This is a genomic window from Flavobacterium sp. ASV13, from assembly GCF_000745775.1.
Taxonomy (GTDB): Bacteria; Bacteroidota; Bacteroidia; order Flavobacteriales; family Flavobacteriaceae; genus Flavobacterium.
This window is the reverse complement of the sequence record NZ_JQJY01000002.1, coordinates 172,386-196,783: the sequence shown is the minus strand read 5'-3', so window position 1 is coordinate 196,783 and position 24,398 is coordinate 172,386. Positions and strand designations below refer to the sequence as shown.

The 24,398-nt window shown below is 33.8% G+C and carries 22 protein-coding genes and 2 riboswitches; of the genes, 21 read left to right on the top strand and 1 reads right to left on the bottom strand.

Annotated features, from left to right (window positions below; all coding sequences use genetic code 11):
* The first annotated feature begins 307 nt into the window (after positions 1-307).
* The 11 genes from GQ47_RS04625 to GQ47_RS04575 all read left to right on the top strand — a co-directional run bounded on the left by GQ47_RS04625 (position 308) and on the right by GQ47_RS04575 (position 11,302).
* A complete protein-coding gene (locus tag GQ47_RS04625; RefSeq protein ID WP_035645618.1) occupies positions 308-493 on the top strand; it encodes a hypothetical protein in 186 nt (61 codons plus the stop codon).
* Between the two features lie 79 nt (positions 494-572).
* On the top strand, positions 573-1,877 hold the full coding sequence (locus tag GQ47_RS04620; protein WP_035645616.1) for an O-acetylhomoserine aminocarboxypropyltransferase/cysteine synthase family protein: 1,305 nt from the start codon (positions 573-575) through the stop codon (positions 1,875-1,877).
* 184 nt (positions 1,878-2,061) lie between these two features.
* Positions 2,062-3,150, top strand: a complete 1,089-nt coding sequence (locus tag GQ47_RS04615; protein ID WP_035646801.1) for a homoserine dehydrogenase family protein — start codon at positions 2,062-2,064, stop codon at positions 3,148-3,150.
* 560 nt (positions 3,151-3,710) lie between these two features.
* A complete protein-coding gene (locus tag GQ47_RS04610) occupies positions 3,711-3,914 on the top strand; it encodes a hypothetical protein (RefSeq protein WP_035645613.1) in 204 nt (67 codons plus the stop codon).
* Positions 3,915-4,174: 260 nt separating this feature from the next.
* A riboswitch (SAM riboswitch) is annotated at positions 4,175-4,283 on the top strand.
* Positions 4,284-4,362: 79 nt separating this feature from the next.
* The gene (locus GQ47_RS04605) at positions 4,363-5,346 is read left to right on the top strand and encodes an alpha/beta fold hydrolase (RefSeq protein ID WP_238567945.1); all 984 of its coding nucleotides are present in this window, start codon (positions 4,363-4,365) and stop codon (positions 5,344-5,346) included.
* 1 nt (position 5,347) lies between these two features.
* On the top strand, positions 5,348-7,762 hold the full coding sequence (thrA, locus tag GQ47_RS04600) for a bifunctional aspartate kinase/homoserine dehydrogenase I (protein ID WP_035645610.1): 2,415 nt from the start codon (positions 5,348-5,350) through the stop codon (positions 7,760-7,762).
* Between the two features lie 82 nt (positions 7,763-7,844).
* Positions 7,845-8,270, top strand: a complete 426-nt coding sequence (locus GQ47_RS04595) for an OsmC family protein (protein WP_035645609.1) — start codon at positions 7,845-7,847, stop codon at positions 8,268-8,270.
* A gap of 136 nt (positions 8,271-8,406) precedes the next feature.
* On the top strand, positions 8,407-9,579 hold the full coding sequence (locus GQ47_RS04590; protein WP_035645608.1) for a trans-sulfuration enzyme family protein: 1,173 nt from the start codon (positions 8,407-8,409) through the stop codon (positions 9,577-9,579).
* 94 nt (positions 9,580-9,673) lie between these two features.
* Positions 9,674-10,186 carry a hypothetical protein gene (locus GQ47_RS04585; protein WP_051951359.1) on the top strand — a complete coding sequence of 171 codons (513 nt, stop codon included), beginning with the start codon at positions 9,674-9,676 and terminating at the stop codon, positions 10,184-10,186.
* Positions 10,187-10,257: 71 nt separating this feature from the next.
* Positions 10,258-10,758 (top strand): RDD family protein, encoded by a 501-nt coding sequence (locus tag GQ47_RS04580; RefSeq protein ID WP_035645604.1) that lies wholly within the window; start codon positions 10,258-10,260, stop codon positions 10,756-10,758.
* A 133-nt stretch (positions 10,759-10,891) separates the two neighbouring features.
* Positions 10,892-11,302 carry an RrF2 family transcriptional regulator gene (locus tag GQ47_RS04575; RefSeq protein WP_035645602.1) on the top strand — a complete coding sequence of 137 codons (411 nt, stop codon included), beginning with the start codon at positions 10,892-10,894 and terminating at the stop codon, positions 11,300-11,302.
* Between the two features lie 57 nt (positions 11,303-11,359).
* Here the strand turns inward: GQ47_RS04575 and GQ47_RS04570 are convergent, their stop codons facing one another.
* Entirely contained in the window at positions 11,360-12,142 is a 783-nt protein-coding gene (locus tag GQ47_RS04570; protein WP_035645600.1) for a sulfite exporter TauE/SafE family protein, read from the bottom strand.
* 310 nt (positions 12,143-12,452) lie between these two features.
* Here GQ47_RS04570 and GQ47_RS04565 point away from each other — a divergent pair, with 310 nt between their 5' ends.
* The 10 genes from GQ47_RS04565 to GQ47_RS04520 all read left to right on the top strand — a co-directional run bounded on the left by GQ47_RS04565 (position 12,453) and on the right by GQ47_RS04520 (position 24,250).
* Positions 12,453-13,340 carry a sulfite exporter TauE/SafE family protein gene (locus GQ47_RS04565; protein WP_051951357.1) on the top strand — a complete coding sequence of 296 codons (888 nt, stop codon included), beginning with the start codon at positions 12,453-12,455 and terminating at the stop codon, positions 13,338-13,340.
* Positions 13,341-13,366: 26 nt separating this feature from the next.
* Entirely contained in the window at positions 13,367-14,077 is a 711-nt protein-coding gene (locus tag GQ47_RS04560) for a phosphoadenylyl-sulfate reductase (protein WP_035645598.1), read from the top strand.
* A gap of 139 nt (positions 14,078-14,216) precedes the next feature.
* Positions 14,217-15,116 carry a sulfate adenylyltransferase subunit CysD gene (gene cysD / locus GQ47_RS04555; RefSeq protein WP_035645595.1) on the top strand — a complete coding sequence of 300 codons (900 nt, stop codon included), beginning with the start codon at positions 14,217-14,219 and terminating at the stop codon, positions 15,114-15,116.
* Between the two features lie 143 nt (positions 15,117-15,259).
* Positions 15,260-16,504, top strand: a complete 1,245-nt coding sequence (locus tag GQ47_RS04550) for a sulfate adenylyltransferase subunit 1 (RefSeq protein ID WP_035645592.1) — start codon at positions 15,260-15,262, stop codon at positions 16,502-16,504.
* Positions 16,505-16,667: 163 nt separating this feature from the next.
* A complete protein-coding gene (locus GQ47_RS04545; RefSeq protein WP_035645589.1) occupies positions 16,668-18,758 on the top strand; it encodes a HEPN domain-containing protein in 2,091 nt (696 codons plus the stop codon).
* On the top strand, positions 18,751-19,524 hold the full coding sequence (cobA, locus tag GQ47_RS04540; protein WP_035645586.1) for a uroporphyrinogen-III C-methyltransferase: 774 nt from the start codon (positions 18,751-18,753) through the stop codon (positions 19,522-19,524). Before GQ47_RS04545 ends, cobA begins: the two co-directional genes overlap by 8 nt.
* A gap of 227 nt (positions 19,525-19,751) precedes the next feature.
* Positions 19,752-20,333, top strand: coding sequence for a precorrin-2 dehydrogenase/sirohydrochlorin ferrochelatase family protein (locus GQ47_RS04535; RefSeq protein ID WP_035645585.1), 582 nt, complete (start codon positions 19,752-19,754; stop codon positions 20,331-20,333).
* Positions 20,334-20,426: 93 nt separating this feature from the next.
* Complete coding sequence (locus GQ47_RS04530) at positions 20,427-21,479, top strand: NAD(P)/FAD-dependent oxidoreductase (protein ID WP_035645583.1); 1,053 nt, start codon at positions 20,427-20,429, stop codon at positions 21,477-21,479.
* Between the two features lie 341 nt (positions 21,480-21,820).
* Positions 21,821-21,935: riboswitch (SAM riboswitch) on the top strand.
* Positions 21,936-22,273: 338 nt separating this feature from the next.
* Positions 22,274-23,278: a homocysteine S-methyltransferase family protein gene (locus tag GQ47_RS04525; protein ID WP_035645580.1), complete on the top strand. Its 1,005-nt coding sequence runs from the start codon at positions 22,274-22,276 to the stop codon at positions 23,276-23,278.
* Positions 23,279-23,329: 51 nt separating this feature from the next.
* Complete coding sequence (locus GQ47_RS04520) at positions 23,330-24,250, top strand: FRG domain-containing protein (RefSeq protein WP_035645577.1); 921 nt, start codon at positions 23,330-23,332, stop codon at positions 24,248-24,250.
* Positions 24,251-24,398: the final 148 nt, after the last annotated feature.

Sequence of the window (24,398 nt, the reverse complement as noted above, 5' to 3'; positions counted from 1 at the left end):
GTCAGTATTTACGTGGCCAAATAAAATTTTAACGTTAAATATCAAAATTTTATTTGGCTGTTAAATAAATAAATATTACATTTACTCTATCGAATTAGTCGAGTTTAAAAAAGAAACAATTCAATTATTATATAAATGAAAACAATAGCAAATAATATGGTGATGTGTTGTCAGATGATGCAAATGTGCATCCCAATTTGCTGTTGCCAAAAGTAAAAGTTAAATCTTGGTTTTAGTTAGAACTAAAAGCCCTTTTGGTAGCCATCCGAAAGGGCTTTTTTAATTTCAACACTTAAATTTTCAAATTATGAAAACACTAAATTCAATCGCAATAGAGTATTTATTGAGAAACGATTCTCAGAAAAATAATAATAAATCAGAAGATATAAGTAGAGAAGTTGTACGAATAAATGCAGAGCAGAAGATAAAAGCCCAAAGATCATTATTATTCCAAATGTATGATCTCGAAGAACAAGAAAGCTTTTTTGTTTAAAGGAGTTTCAGCATCAATTTCAAAAAAACAATATCAATATAATATATAGTATCAACAATATTTAAAAAATTAAGAAATCATGAGTACACAAAAATTTGCAACAAACGCACTACACGCAGGACACGATATTACTAAAAATGCAGGAACAAGAGCAGTGCCAATTTATCAAACGTCATCATATGTATTTAATAATGCTGATCATGCCGCCAATTTATTTGGTCTTGCTGAAGCCGGATTTATTTACACAAGATTAAATAACCCAACAAATGATGTTTTAGAACAGAGGCTAGCTGCGCTTGAAGGTGGTATTGGAGCTGTAGTTACAGCATCTGGAGCATCGGCAATTTCAACAACTTTATTGACTTTGTTAAGAGCAGGTGATCATATCGTAGCATCAAACAGTTTATACGGCGGGACTTATAACTTACTAAGTGTAACATTACCGCGATTAGGAATCACAACCACTTTTGTAGATCCTTCAAAACCAGAAAACTTCACTAAAGCAGCAAAAGAAAATACCAGAGCTTTCTTTGTAGAATCATTAGGAAATCCAAAATTAGATGTATTGGATCTAAAAGGAATTTCGGCGGAAGCCAAAGCATTCAAAGTGCCTTTTATAGTAGATAATACAGTTGCGACACCTTATTTATTAAACCCTATTAAATATGGTGCCGATATTGTGATTCATTCCTTAACAAAATATATAGCCGGAAACGGAACGTCATTAGGAGGCGCTATTATTGATGCCGGAACTTTTGACTGGTCTAACGGAAAATTCCCTGAATTTACAGAACCTTCTGCAGGATATCACGGATTAGTATATCATGAAGCTTTAGGAAATGCAGCTTTTATTGCAAAAGCACGAATTGAAGGTTTGCGTGATTTTGGCGCAGCTTTGAGTCCGTTTAATGCTTTTCAGATTATTCAGGGATTAGAAACTTTGCCAATCCGAATTAAAAAACACAGTGAAAATGCTTTGGCCTTGGCTGAATGGCTTGAAAAACAAGATGAGGTAGTTTGGGTAAATTATCCAGGTCTGAAATCGAATAAATATTATGATTTAGCGAAGCAATATCTTCCTGAAGGACAAAGCGGTATTATCACTTTTGGATTAAAAGGAGGTTTTGATGCGGCGAAAAAAGTGGTTGACGAAACGAAGTTGTTCTCATTATTAGCCAATATTGGTGACACAAAATCATTGATTATTCACCCAGCAAGCACAACGCACCAGCAATTGTCTGAAGAAGATCAATTGGCAACAGGTGTTTCTAAAGATTTAGTCCGACTTTCTGTTGGAATCGAAGATATTGAAGATTTAATCGCTGATTTAAAAGCGGTTTTTGAAAGCGTGACAGTAGCGCAATACAGTATCAATAAAAATTAGGTTTTTTTGTTTTTTGTTTGAAAAATTGCCTTTAGCAGTGTGGTGCTGCTAAGGGTGATTTTTTATGAAAAAGAACTATAAATAAAAATGGAACCATATAAGGTATATATAGGAGTAATGCATTAAGGTGTGTTAAAATGAACTTATATACTTATATGGTTAAATAGTTAAAATGCGAGAAATTATGTCAAAGCTTAAAATAAATATTATTCTTTTTGGGATTGGAAATATCGGAAGCACGCTGATCAATCAGATTATTGAAAGTCAGGAGTTTTTTCTGCAAAGCAAAAATGTCGATTTTCATTTTCCGATAATAACGAATTCAACCGTTGCTTTTTTCGAGAAAGAAGGCGTAGGTTATTCATGGGAAACCAATTTCAGAGAATTAGCCGTGCCTTTCAGAGTAGAAGATATTATAACGTTTGCTAAAGAAAATGAATTCGAAAATTTAATAGCCGTTGATGCTACTGCAAGCGACGAACTAATAAGTCATTACAATACATTGATCGAAAACGGATTTAATATTGTTGCGGTAAATAAGAAAGCCAATACGCTCCCAATAGATCTTTATAAACAGCTGAGAGAAAATCTAAAAAAATACGACAAAGAGTTTTTGTATGAAACATCGGTTGATACAGGATTTCCGGTTTTGCAGACCTTGAGAGATTTGTATTATTCGGGCGAAAAAATCACGAAGATCAGAGGCGTTTTTTCAGATCATTTAAGTTATGTATTTAACCGATTTTCGGCTGAAGAAAATTCTTTTTCGTCAATTTTGAAAGATGCCAGCCTTCTTGGATTAATGCGTTCGACTTTTAAAGAAGATTTATCAGGAAATGATACCGCCAGAAAATTACTGATTCTGACACGTGAAATCGGGAAAGAATTTGAATTTTCTGATATAAAAATCAATTCTATAATAAGAGAAGAACATCTGGAAAAAAATGGAATACTAAATAAGGAGGCAGTCGATCGATCGTATAAAATTGCAAAAATCACTCAAGCAGAAAATCATGTTTTGCGATATGTGGGCGAATTTGATGTCGAAAAAAATACTCTGGAAGTAAAATTGGTTTCTGAACCTGTAACATCTCCAATTGGACAATTAAAAGGTTCAGATGCGATTTTCGAAATTTATACCCAATCTTATGCAGATGTTCCAATTGTGATACAAGGAGCATCACCTTGTAGACAGGCAATTTCGAGAGGAATTATAACCGATATTTTAAAAGTAGCTGATAAAATCAAAAATAAAGAAGCAGTCTGGCTATAAGTGGTTTTTTAATATTAAGAAAAAAAGTTCTTTGACAGATTGAAACAGAAAAAGTTAGTTTATTTTTTGTAAGTTAATACTGTATTTTTACTAAATCTTCATTTTGTAAGATGTTTTTTGACGATAAAAAGACGTTTTTTAACGTTTTTTTAGAAAAATTAGGCTTTTGTAACTTGGAATATTAAAAAAAAAGTTGCAAATTTGTAAGACAAGTAAGATCTGTTAAAAACAGATGCTTAAATGTTAAATAAATGATTTATCGCGTTTTAGATCCTAATCAAATCTGAAAGCTTATTAAAGAGAATTAAATGCAGAATTTTTTTAAAATAAAAGTCAAATCACAGATGAATAAATCCCTACAGATGAACAAGATGTTTAACGTCGCACGTATTTGTGTACGCGTCTGTTGATACTAAAAGTATATATAAGTTCTATAAAAACTTAAACCCTTTTGGTATTAAAAACCCAAAAGGGTTTTTTTATTCATTTTGATTAGCATAACAAAAATTTAAAGAAAAAGTAAATATTATAAAACGCAAACTAACTTAAACTTAAATATCATGAGCACATTAAACTACTTAAGAAAAAAAATCTCAACTTTCAAAAACATCAAAAATGAAAGAAACAATCCGCCGCCAACAAATGAATTAATTCATCCAAGCTTCGGAATAACGGAAACGGATAATAAAAAAGAAGTTAAAAAAGAACCAAATTCTTTATTATTCTTGATGTATTCAAAAGAGAATGAAACGCTTTTTATCTAAATCAAAAAGCAGCATAAAATAGGGTAAAACCCGCTTAATTTTACTGGGCATTCTGTTCGGTAATTTTTTGCGTATAATAGTTTTAGTAATAGACAAAGAGATTATTGCATTAATGATGCTAATTCTTTTGACTTTATGACTTTAAACTTTCGACTTGTTTTAAAGTATGTTTAAGAAATTGAGGAATCAGTTTCGATAAAATTTGTTTGTTTAAGAAATTAGTAGTTAATTTGCACCTTTAAGTTCAAAAACGTATTGAAATGTTATAAAGAAAGGAGGAGGGATTAGACCCGATGAATCCTTAGCAACCCTTCGTTAATTCGAAGAAGGTGCTGCATTCTACCACGCCCAAACGTGGAAAGATAACAACAAGAATTTTTCTAGTTTCAAACTCTAGACTTTCTTTCTAATATTTCCACATACAAATCAATAATAAAAAGATTTGAAATTGGAAAATATACCAAATCCCATTATAATTAATAATTTCATCACAGAGAGTGGTGCACTATTTTCATCGTTACCGTTAAGTTTTACGCTTTCTGGTTTGCCTTTGCATACCGCTCCAATTGTTTTGGTCAATCATGCTTTGACAGGAAATGCGCAAGTGACCGGCGAAAACGGATGGTGGAATGATTTGATTGGTAACAACAAAACAATCGACACAAATAAATATACCGTTCTGGCATTTAATGTTCCAGGAAATGGTAACGATTCGTTTGTAATCGAAAATTATCAGGATTTTACAGCCAGAGATATCGCGAGAATTTTTATCAAAGGTTTGAAAGCGCTTACTATCGAAAAAGTGTTTGCTGTAATTGGAGGTTCTGTTGGAGGCGGAATTGCATGGGAAATTCTGGCATTGGAACCAAACATCACAGAACATTTAATTCCGATTGCAACCGACTGGAAATCCACCGACTGGATGATTGCAAATTGTTATCTGCAAGAGCAAATTTTGAATAATTCGTCCAGACCGGTAGAAGATGCCAGAATTCATGCTATGCTTTGTTACAGATCTCCAGAATCATTCAAAGCGAAATTTAAGCGAACTGTTCATTCTGAACTTTCCATTTTTAATATCGAAAGCTGGCTGGCGCATCACGGAAATAAATTGCAAAAACGTTATCAATTATCGTCGTACAAATTGATGAACCAATTGCTGAAAACCATAGATATTACGAGAAATAGTGAGGATTTCGAGACTTTAATATCAAAATCAAACGCAGCGATTCATATTGTTGCAATCAATTCAGATTTGTTTTTTACACCACAAGAAAATCTGGAAACTTATAATGAATTAAAAAAGTTTAAAGAAAATGTTTTTTACAGCGAAATTGATTCGGTTCACGGACATGACGCTTTTTTAATCGAGTACAAACAATTAGATCATTTACTTGCCGATATTTTTAAGGCAGAAACAATAGCAAAATAAAATGAAAGTATTAAAATTTGGAGGTAAATCGTTATCAAACGGAGAAGGACTTAACAAAGTAGTTTCAATCATTTCAGATAAAGTAAATCAAGGCGAAAAAATTGCCGTAGTTGTTTCTGCGCGTGGTAACGCGACAGATGAATTAGAAGATATTTTAAGAATTGCCGCTAAAAACGGAAATTATAAACCGCTTTTAGAAAGTTTTAAAGCGTATCAGACTTCAGACTATGGTCAAGTTGATTTGTCTGAAGAATTCAATATTCTGGATAAACTTTTTGAAGGAGTTAGTTTGATTGGTGATTATAGCAACAAAATCAAAGATCAGATTTTGTCGAAAGGTGAATTGCTTTCGGCTAAATTATTGACTTCGATTTTACTTGAAAAAGGAATTCCTGCCAATTTTGTTGATACAAGAGAATTGCTAAAAACCGATTCAAAATTTGGTGATGCTCAGCCTTTGGAACAACTTTCAAAGAAAAACGTAATCAATTATTTTAAGCTTCATAACGGAGAAACTGTAAATATTGTTACAGGTTTCATTGGTTCAAATAATAACAACGACACTACAACTTTAGGAAGAAACGGAAGTAATTATACCGCTTCGTTAATTGCAAATTATTTAGATGCTGAAGAACTTCAAAACTTTACGCACGTTGATGGAATTTACACAGCAAACCCAGATTTAGTTGCCGACGCGAAAAAAATCGAATATTTATCGTTTAACGAAGCGAATGAGTTGGCCAATTTTGGAGCAACCATCCTTCATGCAAAAACGATTATTCCATTATTGGAAAAAAATATTCCGCTTCGTATTTTAAATACATTTAATCACGAAAATCACGGAACCTTAATCACTTCAAATTCTCAAAAAGAAGGAATTAAAACACTTTCTGTTTTAGAAAATGTTTCTTTAGTAAATCTTGAAGGACGCGGATTACTTGGAAAATCCGGAGTTGATGCCAGAATTTTTAAAGTAATGGGTGATCACAACATCAGCGTAAGTATAATTTCGCAAGGTTCTTCAGAAAGAGGAATTGGTTTGGTTGTGGCCAAAGACAAAGCGACGCTTGCAATGGTTGAGCTAGAAAAAGAGTTTGAAAATGACTTTTATTCTAAAGATGTAAACCAAATTACGGTTACAGATAATGTTTCAGTAATTTCGATTATTGGACAGGATTTGAGTACTTTCCATAAACCTTATACGGCTTTAATTAAAAACAAAATAGTTCCGATTTTATTCAACAACACGGTTACAGGTAAAAACGTGAGTTTGGTTGTAAAGAAAGAAGAACTAAACAAAGCTTTAAACGTAATTCACGGAGAAATCTTTGGAGTTTCTAAAAAAATCAACATTGCGATTTTCGGCCACGGATTAGTTGGAGGAACGTTGATTAATCAAATTTTGGAATCTGCATCTTCAATTGAAAAACGTAAAGATATTAAGCTGAATGTTTTTGCAATTGCAAATTCTAAAAAGCTTTTATTAAACAGAAATGGCGTAACTTCAAGCTGGAAAAATGATATTCAGACAAAAGGCGAAGAATATTCAATCAATGATATTATCGCTTACGCAAATGAGCATCATTTAGAGAATTTAATTGCGATAGATAATACGGCAAGTGCATCATTCGTAGAAAACTATATTCCGCTTGTAGAAAGTAGTTTTGATTTGATTTCTTCGAATAAAGTGGCTAATACATTAACGTATGGTTTTTATAAAGAATTGAGAAAAGCTTTGGCAGAAAATCAAAAGAATTATTTATATGAAACCAATGTTGGTGCAGGTTTACCTTTAATTGATACGATTAAATTACTTCATCTTTCTGGTGAAAACATCACAAAAATAAAAGGAGTTTTCTCAGGAACATTGAGTTATTTATTCAATAATTTTTCTGCAAAAGATGTTCCATTTAGTGAAATTCTGAAAGAAGCAATTGATAATGGATATACAGAACCAGACCCGCGTGAAGATTTATGCGGAAATGATGTTGGAAGAAAATTATTGATTTTGGCAAGAGAATTAGATTTACAGAATGAGTTTGAGGAAATCTCAATTCAGAATTTAATTCCGGAACATTTACGTGAAGGAAATGTTTCTGATTTCTTAACGAAGTTAAAAGAATTCGATCCAATTTACGAGAAAATAAAAGCAGATCAACAACCAAATCACGTTTTAAGATACATTGGTGAATTGTCTGGTGATTTGCAGAATGATAAAGGAAATTTAGAAGTAAAATTAGTTTCAGTACCAAAAGATACTGCATTAGGCGGATTAAAAGGTTCAGATTCATTCTTCGAAATTTACACAGAATCTTACGGAGATCGTCCAATTGTTATTCAGGGAGCCGGTGCAGGTTCTGCGGTAACAGCGAGAGGGGTTTTTGGAGATATTTTGAGATTGTCTGATAAAGGATAATTGATTTTGGAATTTTAGTCCCGATAGCCATCGGGATAGATTGAATATCTGAAACCAAACAAAAACAAAAAATAACAACACAATGAAAGTAACTTTAAACAGAGTAAATGACGCATTTCATTTTAAAGTAAAAAATGAACGCGGACACGTAGTTGACGTTGACAGCAGAGCTGAATTTGGCGGAAGCGATTTAGGCGCAAGCCCAATGGAATTGGTTTTAATGGGTGTTGCAGGATGTAGCGCAATTGATATGATTTCGATTTTGAAAAAACAGCGTCAGGAAATAACATCTTTTAACGCTGAGGTTGAAGGAACACGCGTTCAGATTGAAGAAGCAAAACCTTTTAAAGAAATCGATGTGGTTTTTTATTTAGAAGGAGAAATCAATCCGGATAAAGCAAAAAAAGCAGCACAGCTTTCTTTTGAGAAATACTGCTCAGTTGCGAAAACTGTTGAGCCAACTGCAACCATCAAATACAAAGTTGTCTTGAACAACGAAGCTTTATAAATTAGATAATTAGTCAATTAGATAATTAGAAAATGCTCAGATTGTGCATAAATAATTGACTTGTTTTAGTTTAGATTTCAGTTTTTAAAACTTGAAACCTGAAACTTGAAACAAAAAACAAAAACAAAACAACACAATGAACACAGAAGAATTTGGTTTTGAAACACAGGCCATTAGAACACAATTAGAAAGATCTCAATATTTAGAACATTCGGTACCTTTGTACCTATCGTCAAGCTTTGTTTTTGAAGATGCCGAAGATATGAGAGCTTCTTTTACAGAAGAAAAAGAAAGAAATATTTACAGCCGTTTCAGTAATCCAAATACGACTGAGTTTGTGGAGAAAATCTGCAAAATGGAAGGCGCTGAATCTGGTTATGCATTTGCAACCGGAATGGCAGCGGTATATTCTACTTTTGCCGGATTATTAAATTCGGGAGACCATATTGTGTCTGCAAGCAGCGTTTTTGGTTCTACGCACGCTTTGTTTATGACTTATTTTCCAAAATGGAATATCGAAACTTCTTATTTTGAAATCAATAAGCCAGAAACTATCGAAAGTTTCATCAAGCCAAACACTAAAATATTATACGCAGAATCGCCTACAAATCCTGGAGTTGATGTGATTGACTTGCAATTATTAGGAGATATTGCTAAAAAACACAACTTAATTTTAATTATCGATAACTGTTTTGCAACGCCTTATTTACAGCAACCAATTAAATTTGGGGCACACTTAGTAATCCATTCTGCAACAAAATTAATCGATGGACAAGGTCGTGTTTTAGGAGGAGTTACAGTTGGAAATGCAGATTTAATCAGACAGATTTATTTATTTTCAAGAAATACTGGTCCGGCTTTATCTCCGTTTAATGCGTGGGTTTTGTCAAAAAGTTTAGAAACTTTAGCGGTTCGTGTAGACAGACATTGTGAAAATGCATTAAAAGTAGCTGAATTTTTAGAAAGCCATCCAAATGTAAATAGCGTTAAATATCCGTTCCTGAAATCGCATCCGCAATATGAAATTGCTAAAAAACAAATGAAAGCTGGTGGAAACATCATCGCATTTGAAATTAAAGGCGGAATCGAAGCTGGAAGAAAATTCCTGAATGCAATTCAACTTTGTTCATTATCAGCAAATATTGGAGATACAAGAACAATTGTTACGCATCCAGCTTCTACAACGCACAGCAAATTATCTGAAGAAGATCAATTAGCTGTTGGAATCACGCAAGGTTTAGTTCGTGTTTCTGTAGGTTTAGAAACCGTAGAAGATGTAATTGCTGATTTGAAGCAAGCGTTGGCTTAAAAGCAAAATATAATAAAATTAAGGGCTGTTTTTTTAAATAGCCCTTTTTTGTATATCAAGGATTTTTTTTGAAATAAATTTTAGTTTTGAAAATATGATAAAACCAAGATTGTTGTTGTTATCAGATTTGTTTGGAGGTAATCCGGAATGGATTGAATATTATATTCAGATATTAGAATCAAAATTTGATGTTCATTATTATGATGTCTTAAAATTGGCTGAGGTTGATTTTTCGACAGATGAAAAAGAAATTCACAATCAATTTTTAAATGTAGGCATTGAAAAAGCTGTTGATAATTTATTAGCTTCTGAAAAAAGCGAGGTTGCTGTTTTAGCTTTCAGCATTGGAGGAACAATTGCATGGAAAGCATCATTAAAAGGATTAAAAACAACAAAGTTAATTGCAATTTCCTCAACAAGATTAAGATTTGAAACTGAAATTCCTAATTGTGAAACCAAACTTTATTTTGGCGATCAGGATCTAAATTCGCCCACTAGTGAATGGTTTTCAAAGTTAAAAATAGAAAAACATATTCTCGAAAATCAAAAACATCAATTGTATTTAGATGAAAAGAATGTTTTTTTGATTTGTAGTAATTTATTGTAATTCATTCGTCAAAAATTATATTTTTGTCCTAACCAAAACCTAATTAATAATAAAAAACAACGAACTAGTTTATGGGTAATTCTGGATACATACTTGATGATCGACTGTTGGCTTCCGTAGGAATCCGTTTTTTAAATTATATTTTAGATACAATATTTGTAATTGCTATTTTTATGGGACTTTGTCTTTTTGCCGGAGTTCTTATTGGTTTGTTTGAATTGACAGGTCTTAGCGAGTGGATGGATGGTTTAGGAGATTGGGGCTGGAATATCGTAATATTTACGATCTACTTTTTTTATTTTTTAATCACCGAAGGATTGTTTGGAAGATCGCTTGCGAAGTTCATTACAGGAACCATTGTTGTTAATGAATATGGTGAAAAAGCTGATTTTGCTGCCATTGTAAAACGATCTTTTTGTCGATTTATACCTTTTGATATGTTTTCATATTTAGGATCAAGAGGCTGGCACGATTCTCTTTCGGATACATACGTGGTAAATAAAAAAGACTTGGTTGAAGAAATAAAAACGTTTCAAGAGTTTAATTTAATCGGAAGTAACGAAGTAATCTGATAGAATAAGTAGAATATAATTTCCTTTCTGTTACTATTCTCATTTAAAAAGCCTATTTTTGTTGCAGAAATAAATGTAATCATTTTCGGGGCATTAATTTCGGAACAAATATTTTGCAATTTAAAATTTAAAGATGCTTTCAAAAAAAACAAAATACGGAATAAAAGCGTTGACTTATTTGGCCAGACGAGAAAATAATGATCCTGTTCAAATTGCCGAAATCGCGAAAAACGAACATATTTCGATTAAGTTTTTAGAAAGTATTTTATTGCTTTTAAGGAATTCCGGTTTTCTTGGAGCAAAAAAAGGAAAAGGCGGCGGCTATTATCTAATCAAAGATCCGAAAGATATAAGCATGGCAAAAGTCTATCGAATTTTAGAAGGGCCAATTGCATTATTGCCTTGTGCAAGTCATAATTTTTATGAAAGATGTGACGACTGCGATGACGAATCTACGTGCGCAGCCCGAAGATTAATGACAGAAGTTAGAGATAATACACTTAAAATATTAGAAAGTAATTCTTTAGCAGATATTGCTTTTTAAGAAATAAAAAAGACCATTTCAAAATAGAAATGGTCTTTTTTTATAATGATGTTTTAGTTAAAAAATCAATTTATATCCAGTAAAGAATAGCATTACTGCGATAGCATTTCTAAGAAATTGATCTGGAACTTTTCCGCTCAGCATACTTCCCATATATATCCCGGGAAGTGATCCCATTAACAATTGGCCAAGTAATCCTAAATCTAAATTTCCCATTGAAGCATGTCCGATTCCGGCAACAAGCGTTAATGGAACCGCATGAGCAATTTCAGTTCCAACTAAACGCGGTAAAGGAAGTAAAGGATAAAGAAAAAATAATGTTACTGTTCCCAGCGCGCCTGCTCCAATTGATGTTACCGTTACGGTTGCGCCAAGCAGAACTCCAATTCCAATAGTCAGCATATTTTGAGTGTGGCTTTCGCTGTGGAATTTATCTCCTGCATGTTTTTGAGAAAATTTCAAAATTTTGTTTTTGAATATAATAGCAATTGATGTAAATAATAATGCCCAACCTAAACTAAATTTTATAACACGATTAATGGTCTCAATATCTGTTTTGATGCTGTTTAGTATCCATAAAGTTACTAAAGCGGCTGGAACACTGCCTAATGTAAGCCAGCCCGTAATTTCCCAGTTTATGTTTCCTTTTTTATGATGAACAAATATCCCTCCAGCTTTCGTAAAAGCGGCATAAAGCAGATCTGTACCGACTGCAGTTGTTGGCGGAATATTAAAAAATAGCAAAATAGGAGTCATTAAAGAACCACCACCTACGCCAGTCAACCCAACAATAAAACCAACTGCTAATCCGGCAATTACAAGACCAATTTGAAAATCCATAAAAAAAGTTTGGCGCTAAAATACAACATTTTTATAATTATCCTATAGATATTGTAGAGATTAAAAAACCTATTTAATAAGCAAGTTTTTTTGCTATTTATATTGTTCAAAATATGTTGCGAAATGATCTTATTTGTGAAATTAATTTACCAAAATCTTAAATAGCTCTTTTATAATGTAATGAATGTGTAAATGAGCTTTAAAAAAATCAAAATAATGTTTTGATTATTATAAATAAGTAGTATTTTTGCAAAGTAATCTATTAACCCGATAGGGTAATAGGTTTTGGAAACAAATACAATTATTTAATATGGAGAAAGAACTGAAAATAAATAGTGCAGATTCGTTCAAAGAAAAGCTTTGGATTGGAATTCCGGTTGTTTTACTAGTAGGTTTGTTAACAGTTTTGATCTATAATCATCATGCCGAGTTTTCTTGGGATGGATTTGTGAATGGATTTAATGAAGAGTTTTTAGTGTTTTTTGCTATTGGTGTTTTTGCTCAATTGGTTGATGGAACTTTAGGAATGGGCTACGGAGCAACTTCGACGTCATTTTTATTGGCTTATGGAGTTCCGCCGGTTGTGAGTAGTACGGCAGTTCACGTTTCTGAAATGTTTACGACTGGAGCATCTGCACTTTCGCATCATAGATTCGGAAACATCAATAAAAAACTGGTAAAACATTTATTAATTCCGGGAGTTTTAGGTTCTATAACAGGAGCTTATTTATTGTCAGATGTTATTAATGGAGATATTATTAAGCCATTTATTGCGGTTTACATGATTGTTTTGGCGGTTATCATTATCAGAAAAGCGTTAAAAAAGAATATTGTAAAAAAGAAAACTAAAAAATTAGGCGCTTTAGCCGTTTTTGGAGGTTTTATGGATTCTGTTGGAGGTGGCGGTTGGGGGCCAATTGTAACTTCAACTTTATTAGGAAGAGGAAGAAACCCAAGATATACAATTGGTTCTGTAAATGCAGCTGAGTTTGCAATTTCATTTGCAAGTGGTATAACATTCATGCTTTTTGGAGGAATCCACGGCTGGCAAGTTATCATCGGATTGATTTTAGGAGGAGTAATTTCAGCGCCATTAGCGGCTTATTTGGTAAATAAAATCAAAAGAAAACCAATGATGGTTGCGGTTGGAGTTCTAATTATAATATTGAGTTTAAAAACATTATCTAAATTATTATAAAATAATTTTAGAAAGGAAGAGAGATTATGAGTGCGATTATTGTACAAGAATTATTAGATAAAACAAAAGATTTTTCGCTTGATGAAGCCTTGGTTTTTTTAGCAGAAAAATTTCCGGGGAAAGTAATTTTCTCAACTTCTTTTGGACAGGAAGATCAGGTAATTACAGATTTTATTGCGAAGAGCAATACTGATATTACCGTTTTCACCTTAGACACGGGAAGATTATTTCAGGAAACGTATGACGTTTTCCATAAAACATTAAAAAAGTATAAAAGACCAATTGAAGTTTTTTTTCCGGAAGCGACTGCGGTAGAAAATTTACTAAAAACAAAAGGGCCAAACAGCTTTTATGATTCGGTTGAAAACAGAAAAGAATGTTGTTTTATTCGAAAAGTGGTTCCGTTACGAAAAGCTTTGGCAGGAAACTCAGTTTGGATTACGGGATTAAGAGCCGAACAATCAGAAAACAGGCACGATTTAAGTTTGTTTGAATACGACGGAAACTTCGAAATCATAAAATTCAATCCGTTACTAAAATGGACTTTAGAAGAAGTTGAAGTTTACCTTTCTGAAAATAATGTTCCGCAAAATGCATTACACAAGCAAGGTTTTGTCAGCATCGGCTGCGCACCATGTACAAGAGCCATTTTTCCTGGTGAAGATATCAGAGCCGGAAGATGGTGGTGGGAATCAAGCCATAAAGAGTGTGGGCTTCATAGCGCTAAGAGTAAGTAGAAGAAAGAAGCAAGATGCAAGACTTCTGCTAGAGAATAGAATATAGATTATAGAATAAAGAGTGAAGATTTTTTAGATCAGGGAACTTGAAACCTGAAACTTAAAACTTGAAACTCACAAAATATCAAACAAAAAAACAATGAGTTCAGTATTAAAAACAAACGCTTTAGAGAGTGAAGCGATATACATTTTCAGAGAAGTAATTTCACAGTTTGACAAACCGGTTTTACTTTTCTCAGGAGGAAAAGATTCTATCACATTAGTGCGTTTGGCGCAAAAAGCATTTTTCCCTGCTAAGATTCCGTTTCCTCTATTGCACGTTGATACGGGACACAATTTTCCTGAAACTATTGCTTTCAGAGATAAATTGGTAGAAGAATTAGGTTTAGAGTTGATCGTTCGTAATGTTCAGGATGCTATTGATGAAGGAAAAGTGGTGGAAGAAACAGGAAAATATTCTAGTAGAAATAGCCTGCAAACGACAACACTTTTAGATGCAATTGAAGAATTTAAGTTTGATGCTTGTATTGGAGGCGCACGTCGTGACGAAGAAAAAGCAAGAGCGAAAGAACGTATTTTCTCGGTTCGTGATGATTTCGGACAATGGGACGAAAAAAATCAAAGACCTGAGTTGTTTGATATTTTGAATGGAAAAATTGAAAATGGACAAAACGTTCGTGTTTTCCCAATTTCAAACTGGACAGAATTAGATGTTTGGAGTTATATCGAAAAAGAACATATCGAGATTCCTTCAATCTATTTTTCACATAAAAGAAAAGTTTTTTTGAGAGACGGTTTAATCTGGTCGCATTCTCCTTTTGTGTACCAAGAAGAAGACGAACAAATCGAAGAAAGAATTGTTCGCTTCAGAACCGTTGGAGATATGAGTTGTACAGCAGCAGTTGAATCTTACGCAGCAACAATCGAAGAAGTTGTAGGTGAAATTAGAGAATCAACGATTTCAGAAAGAGGAGCCAGAATTGATGATAAACGTTCTGAAGCTGCGATGGAGAAGAGAAAACAACAAGGTTATTTTTAATTGATAATTAATAATTGACAATTGATAATTAAAAAGTAGAATCAAGAAAACAAAAAACATACAGATTTAAATTTTAGACAAAGTTTTTCCACTTGAAACTTGAAACTTGAAACAAAAATTAAACCTGAAACAAAATATTAAGAATGGACGTTTTAAAAATAGCAACAGCAGGAAGTGTAGATGACGGAAAAAGTACTTTGATCGGGAGATTATTGTATGATACAAAATCATTGACGACTGACAAAATAGAAGCAATCGAAAAAAGCAGTAAACAAAAAGGATACGATTATCTTGATTTTTCTTTGGCTACAGATGGTTTAGTGGCAGAAAGAGAGCAAGGAATCACGATTGATGTTGCGCATATTTATTTTTCGACTGCAAAGAAAAGTTACATTATTGCCGATACTCCGGGTCACGTAGAATATACAAGAAACATGGTTACAGGAGCTTCGACTTCTCAGGTTTCTATCATTTTAATTGATGCCAGAAAAGGAGTTATCGAGCAGACTTACCGTCACTTTTTCATCAATAATTTATTGAGAGTAAAAGAGGTAATTGTTGCGATTAATAAAATGGATTTAGTTGATTATTCTGAAGAAGTTTTCAATAAAATCAAAGCCGATTTTCAGGCGTTAAATGCAAAAAGTACTTTCAAAGAGCAAAACGTAAGTTACATTCCGTTAAGTGCAATCAACGGTGGAAATGTGGTTGATAAATCAGAAAATATGCCTTGGTATGATGGACAAACAGTTTTAGAACATCTAGAAGGATTGCATTCTCACGATGTTTACGAAGCAGGAAAAGCACGTTTCCCAGTTCAGACGGTTATTCGTCCAAAAACTGAAGAATACCACGATTTTAGAGGTTACGCAGGAAAATTATATGGAAACTCAATCAAAGTTGGAGATGCTGTAACAGTTCTTCCTTCTTTAACAGAATCAACAGTTACTAAAATTCACTTTTTCGATAAAACATTTGACGAAGCTACAGCGGGTTCTTCAATCACAATCGAATTAGAAAATGATATCAATGTAACAAGAGGCGATATGATTGTAAAATCTAGCGAGCTTCCAAAAATTGAAAAAGACATTACCACAACAGTTTGCTGGATGGACAGTAAAAAATTGGTTGCAGGAACTAAATATTTGGTGCAACACAATACCAACAGAGTTTTAGCAAAAGTAGAAAGCATCAAAAATACAATTGCAACAGATTACTCTGGAACGACAGAAGCTTCACAATTGGCCATCAACGAAATTGGAGAAGTAACGATCAAATTAAGCAAACCGTTATATTTTGATTCATACAATGAAAACAAATCAAACGGAGCTTTTATCTTAATTGATACAGCAACAAACACAACAGCAGGAGTAGGATTCATTAGGTAGTTTCACTGCTGTAAGCAATAAGCTATAGGCTGTAAGCTTTTAGCAAAAACGTATAAAAGGCACGCAAGAAAGCTTATAGCTTATTGCCTAAAGCCAAAAGCAAGAAAAACACAAAGTTTAAAAAGCTTATAGCCTAAAGCTTAAAGCCTAAAGCGAAAGAAAAATGGAAAGTTTTAGAACAGAAATAGAAAATCCGGTAGTTCAGAAGGAGATTATCGAATTAGAAAAAAAGATTCACTTATTCCGTGGAGGAAAAATTGATGATGAGCGTTTTCGTAGTCTTCGTTTAGCGCGTGGAATCTACGGTCAGCGTCAGGAAGGTGTGCAGATGATTCGTATCAAACTGCCATATGGTAAAGTAACCAGCGAGCAATTAGTGCGTATCACACAAGTTTCAGACAAATATTCTACGGGACGTTTGCATATTACAACGCGTCAGGATATTCAGATTCACTATGTGAGTTTAGACCGAACTCCTGAACTTTGGGCAGATTTGGCTAAAGACGATATTACGCTTCGTGAAGCTTGCGGAAACACAGTTAGAAATATTACAGGAAGCGAATTGGCTGGAGTTGACGTAAACGAACCATTTGATGTTTCGCCTTATGCACACGGACTTTTTCAATATTTGTTAAGAAATCCAATCTGTCAGGAAATGGGACGTAAATTCAAAATTTCGTTCTCATCTTCAGACGAAGATACTGCATTGAGTTATTTGCACGATTTAGGATTTATTCCGAAAATAAAAGACGGACAACGCGGATTCAAAATCATGTTTGGAGGAGGTTTAGGATCTCAGCCAGCTCATGCCGAATTACTTTCGGAGTTTGTTCCCGTAAACGAAATCATTCCAACGGCAGAAGGAATCATCCGTATTTTTGACCGTTATGGAGAACGTGCAAAAAGAATGAAAGCACGTATGAAATTCTTAATCAAAGAAATGGGACGAGATGTTTTCCTTGATTTGGTTGAACAAGAGAAAAAAGCCATCGCTTTTGAAACATACGAAATTGATACAACCGCTTTTGATGGTCCAATTCCACAACCATTATTAGAAGTTCCGCAAGTTACCATCGAAGATACAGAAGCGTATGAAGCGTGGAAAAATTCGAATGTAATCAAACAAAAACAAGACGGTTATTATGCTATTGGGATCAAAGTTTTGTTAGGAGATTTTTATACGGATAAAGCGAGATTATTAGCTGCTTTAATTAAAAATTACGGAGCTAATGAATTACGTTTTTCATTGCGTCAAAATATTGTAATACGTCACATAAAAGAAGAGAATCTTCCTTTCTTTTATCAAGAATTAGCCAAACTTGACTTTGTTCAATTAGGATATAATTCAGTTGGAGATATTACGGCATGTCCGGGTACTGATACTTGTAATTTGGGGATTGCAAGTAGTACCGGTATTGCAGAAGAATTAGAAAGAGTTTTAACGGCAGAATATCCTCAGTATTTAAACAACCGCGAAATTGAAATTAAGATTTCAGGTTGTATGAATGCCTGCGGACAGCACAATATGTCTGCAATTGGATTCCAAGGAATGTCTATCAATTCAGGAAAACTGGTGGCTCCGGCTTTACAAGTTTTGTTAGGTGGAGGAAGATTAGGAAATGGAGCTGGACGTTTTGCTGATAAAGTAATCAAAGTACCGAGTCGTAGAGGTCCTGATGCGTTGCGTACCATTTTAAATGATTTTGATGCTAACGGTAGCGGACAAAAATTCCTTGATTATTATGATACAAAAGGAGAAAAGTATTTCTACGAAATCTTAAAACCGTATGCTGATGTTACGAATTTAACAGAAGCTGATTTTGTGGATTGGGGTAATGCAGACAATTATGTAAAAGCAGTTGGAGTTGGAGAATGTGCCGGAGTTGTGATCGATTTAGTAGCAACATTATTGTTTGAAGCTAAAGAGAAACTGATTTTGGCTCAGGAATCTTTCGACGAGAAAAAATGGTCAGATGCAATTTACCATGCTTACGCTGGATTTGTAAATGGAGCAAAAGCGTTGTTATTGTCAGAAAACCAAAAAACAAATCATCACGCAGGAATTGTAGACTTGTTTGATACTGTTTTCATCGACACAAATAAAATAGAATTAAACTCAACTTTTAAAGACTTGGTTTACCAAATCAATAAAAATGAACCATCAGAAGCTTTCGCTAAAGATTACATTGCTCAGGCAGTAGTTTTCTTTGATAAAATCGAAACTTTCAGAGCTCAGGAATTAGAAAATGCTTAATATAAAACCCAAAATAACTTTAGTCGGTGCAGGTCCGGGCGATCCCGATTTACTTACGCTCAAAGCTGTAAAAGCATTGGCTGAAGCTAATGTGGTTTTATATGACGCTTTGGCCAATGAAGAAATTCTGGATTACGCACCTAAAAATGCTATTAGAATTTTTGTTGGAAAAAGAATCGGAAATCATGCTTACACGCAGGATCAAATCAATCAATTGATTGTGGATAATGCATTGACATACGGAAACGTGGTAAGATTAAAAGGCGGAGATCCATTCATTTTTGGAAGAGGCGGAGAAGAAATTGATTTTGCAGAAAGTTTCGGAATTGAAACAATCGTGGTTCCTGGAATTTCATCAGTAGTTTCGGTTCCTGCAAGCCAAGGAATTTCAATTACAAAAAGAGGTGTTTCAGAAAGCTTTTGGGTCATTACAGGAACAACGTCTGACAGAAAATTATCTTCGGATATTGCCTTATCAGCGAAATCATCAGCAACCGTTGTGATTTTGATGGGAATGCGCAAATTGCCTCAAATCATCGATTTGTTTCAAAAAGAAGATAAAGGAAATTTACCCGTTGCCATCATCCAAAACGGAACAACAACAGAAGAAAAAGTAGGCGTTGGAACAGTAGATTCGATTTTAGAAGTTGTAAAACAAAAAGAATTGGGTTCACCAGCAATAATTGTTTTAGGCGAAGTTGTAAGAGAAAGCAATAAGCTAAAAGGATTTTACGAAGAATTTCTATCAAAAGAAATTGCAAGATAATAAAACATAGCCTTGGGTTTCAACCCAAGGGAGAAGGAACTATTCATATTGTAGCGTCGAGTTTTAACTCGATGTACGCATGGTAATAACGTCGGATTTTAATCTGGGAAATAAAACGAAAGATTGGAATACATAGCCCGAGGTTTCAACCTTCGGGAACGCATGGATATTTAATTCAATACGCATCAAAAAATCATCTAATTTTGTTTAGATGAAATTAAATTAAAATGGAACAAAACGAATTATATCCCATATTCCTAAAACTTCACAATTTGAACGTTTTAATTGTGGGCGGAGGAAATGTAGGTCTGGAAAAGCTTTCTTTCTTGCTAAAATCAAGTCCGAATGCTAATGTTGAGGTAGTGGCGCCTGATTTTCATTTAGAAATTAAGGTTTTAGCAGAAAAACATCCTTCAGTTAAATTGACGGAAAAAAAGTTTAAAAAGAAAATGCTCAAAAAGCGCCACATGGTAATCGCTTGCACAGACAAGTTGGAAGTCAATAAAAAGGTTTACGATTTAGCGAGAAAACGCTATTTGATTTGCAATATCGCCGATACGCCAGATTTATGTGATTATTATCTAGGCGGAATCGTAACAAAAGGAAATGTAAAAATAGCCATTTCAACAAACGGAAAATCGCCAACGACAGCCAAAAGACTTCGAGAGTTTTTTGAGGAAGTAATTCCGGAAGATATTAACCAAATGGTTGAGAACCTTAACGAATATAGAAAAACCCTTAAAGGTAATTTTGAGGATAAAGTGAAACGAATGAATGAGATCACGTCTTCACTCAAAAACAAGGAGTAAAAACAGCATAGAAATGAATGATAAAAATCATTGTCAGTAGAATAAATTATTCGTTTCTTTGTATTATTAAGAATGATTATAAACAATAACATAATGATTAAAACTGATATACTTATAATTGGAGCAGGCCCAACAGGTTTATTTGCCGTTTTCGAGGCAGGACTATTAAAATTAAAATGCCACATTCTTGACGCTTTACCACAGCCAGGAGGACAACTTTCAGAGTTATATCCAAAAAAGCCAATTTATGATATTCCTGGATTTCCAGAAGTATTAGCCGGAGATTTAGTTGATGGTTTAATGGAGCAAATTAAACAATTTGAACCAGGTTTTACATTAGGAGAACGTGCTGAAACCATCGATAAACAAGAAGATGGATCTTTTATTGTAACATCAAATAAAGGAACTAAATTCCACGCCCCAGTTATCGCAATCGCTGGAGGTTTGGGAAGTTTTGAGCCTCGTAAACCACTTATCGAAGATATCGAGTTTTATGAAGATAAAGGAGTAAAATACTTCATCAAAAATCCTGAGAAATTCAGAGATAAAAGAGTTGTTATTGCAGGAGGAGGAGATTCAGCGTTAGACTGGTCAATTTTCTTAGCAAACGTAGCTTCAGAAGTAACTTTAATCCACAGAAGAAACGAATTTAGAGGAGCTTTAGATTCTGTAGAAAAAGTACAGGAATTAAAATCAGCTGGAAAAATCAAATTGGTTACTCCAGCAGAAGTTATCGGAATCAATGGTGCTGAGCATGTAGAATCATTAGATATCGAAGAAAACGGAGCACACCGTAAAATCGAATGTGACTATTTTATCCCACTTTTCGGATTAACACCAAAATTAGGTCCAATTGGCGACTGGGGATTAGAAATCGAGAAAAATGCTATTAAAGTAAACAATGCATTAGATTATCAAACTAATATTCCGGGAATCTTTGCAATTGGAGATATCAACACATACCCAGGAAAATTAAAGTTAATTCTTTGCGGATTCCACGAAGCAACTTTAATGTGCCAGGCCGCATACGGAATCATCAATCCAGGTAAAAAATATGTATTAAAATATACAACAGTTTCAGGTGTAGACGGTTTCGACGGAACTCGTAAAGAAGCTCCAAAAGCGGTTGTGAAAGCAATCGTCTAGTTTCTGAGATTCTAAGTTTCTAAGACACTAAGATTTTCTTATATAAAGCTCAAACTAAAAGTTTGAGCTTTTTTTATTCATCACGAAGAATCCCAGAGGGATCAAATATTTATAGAAAAGAAATTATTCGTTTGCAAAAGAGCTCCAGCGGAGCGAAATATATCGCTCCGCTGGAGCTTTTGTGTTGTGCTCGTCGTTTTTCTATAAATATTATGCTCCTCCGGAGCTAAATCACACAAAAGATAAAACCTTAGCACCTAAGTACCTCAGAACCTTACAAAAAAAACATTTGCAAATCGAAAGCCTATTTCATACCTTTGCACTGTTCTTAAAATTATTGTCAGTTATCACGAAAGGCGGAGGGATAGACCCGATGAAACCTTAGCAACCCTTTATCATAAAGAAGGTGCTAAATTCTACTTTATACTAGTTCATAGTATTTAAGATAGATAACACAAATACATCAAGTATTTCCTCAACTTTTCCAGACAACATACAATATTTACTGAAACAGATTCTGTATCAGGAGCGAATCATTGGCGCATTTTTGCAAGCAATAGTTCCCGCTTTACGTTGCAATCATTTTGCTTTTTAAAGGAAAAAGCAAAATAATTTCCACTTCAATCGGGGCTAATTAGCCAGCAATAGTGTGTTTTTGGAATTAATGTGAAAAAAAAATATCCGAAGCAAACCTAACAGGTTTTAAAAACCTGTTAGGTTTAAACTTCACAATCATAATAAAAAAAACTTAGCATCTTAGAACCTTAGCGTCTTAGAAGCTAAAACAAAAGAATATGGCAATTACGATACAAGAAGCAATAAAAAAAAATATCCTAATCCTTGACGGAGCAATGGGAACAATGTTACAGCGCTATAACTTCTCAGAAGAAGATTTTAGAGGAGAGCGTTTCAAAGATTTTCCGCATCCATTAAAAGGAAACAACGATTTATTATCCCTAACACAACCACAAGCGATTCGCGATGTGCACGCCGCTTATTATGAAGCTGGAGCCGACATCGTAGAAACCAACACTTTCTCAGGAACTACAATCGGTATGGCCGATTATCACATGGAAGATTTGGTTTACGAATTAAACTACGAATCGGCAAAAATTGCAAGACAAGTAGCTGATGAGTTTACTGCTAAAAATCCAGAAAAACCACGTTTCGTAGCCGGTTCAATCGGACCGACAAACCGTACAGCAAGCATGTCGCCAGATGTAAACGATCCGGGTTACAGAGCCGTAACGTTTGACGATTTACGAATTGCCTACAAACAACAAGCAGAAGCTTTAATGGATGGCGGTTGCGATTTACTTTTAGTAGAAACAATTTTTGATACACTAAATGCAAAAGCTGCGCTTTTTGCAATTGAAGAAGTAAAAGAAGAACGCAATCTTGATATTCCAATCATGGTTTCAGGAACGATTACAGATGCTTCAGGAAGAACACTTTCAGGACAAACAGTTGAAGCATTTTTAATATCCGTTTCACATATTCCGTTATTAAGTGTAGGATTCAATTGCGCTCTTGGAGCCGATTTGTTGAAACCGTATTTAAAGACATTAGCGCATAATACAAGTTTTAATGTTTCAGCGCATCCTAACGCAGGATTGCCAAACGCTTTCGGACAATACGATGAAACGCCAGAACAAACTCAGGCCTTCATTAAAGAATATTTAGAGGATAATTTAATTAATATTATCGGTGGATGTTGCGGAACAACTCCAGATCATATTCGATTAATGGCTGAGGTTGCGAAGGATTATAAGCCACGTGTTGCGCCTGTGTTGGTTTAAAATAAATAATATTTGAACCATAAATAATTAATTATTGTTTATTAAAGTAAAATGGATAAAAAAGCTGAAAGTCTTTCTGAAATAATAGAATTAATTAAAAATGAATTCAAATCACTAACCCGTGAGGGAGATATACAAAACTTATGGTTTAGAGCAGAAAGAGACTTTATTCCTTTAGAAAGTAAAGTTCCTTTAGAAGATAGTTTTAATGCAGTGCCATTTACTCCATTACTTCCAAATGCATATCGATGCTATGGTCGTGTTGAAGAAAGTGATTACGAAAAGGTTTATAAAAACACGAAAGATATTGAGGATAATCTAAAGGCTGAGTTTTCAAGAAATTCAATGATGTTTTTAAATCAAAATAGAATTGAAAATAATGATTGGAATAATTATTTTTTAATGCAACACTATGGTCTAAAGACTCGATTGTTAGATTGGACAGAAAGTGCTTTAATAGCAATATATTTTGCGATAAAAGATAATACTAAAAAGGAAGATGCTAAAATATGGATTTTAGATCCTCATCATTTAAATAGATTGACATATAAAAAGTATGCAAACATTAATTCGACTATGATTTATTTTCCTCAAACTTCAAAAAAGAAAAGTTTGTTTGATGAAGATAAAAAATTTGATATAGATGAATTTTGTAGAATGTATTTAAAAATGGATTTTGAGCTTAATAAAAAGGCTTTTCCTTTAGCAATATATCCTTATTTGTTTGACGAAAGAATGAAAGAACAAAAATCGTGTTTTACTATTTTTGGAAATGAGATAGATGGCTTGTTTAACAATCCGAATAAACGTCACTTCTTAAAAAGCATTGTTATAGATGGAAGTAAAAAAAGTGATATTAAAAAAGAATTAAAATGGTTAGGTATTTCAGAAGAAAGCGTTTATCCAGGTTTAAGTAGTAATTGTAAATCTATTCAAGAAAAATATTATACTGACTATTTAGAGAAGATATAATTGTCTTATGAAACCGAGTTCGCGTGAGGGATAGAAGTGAAAAGCCCACAGCCTGACGAAGGAAGAGCGAGGACTTGTAACGGATAGCCCGGTTCGCCGCGGCGAATCACGCCCAAATTAAAATATTGAAAACGAATATACCTACAAG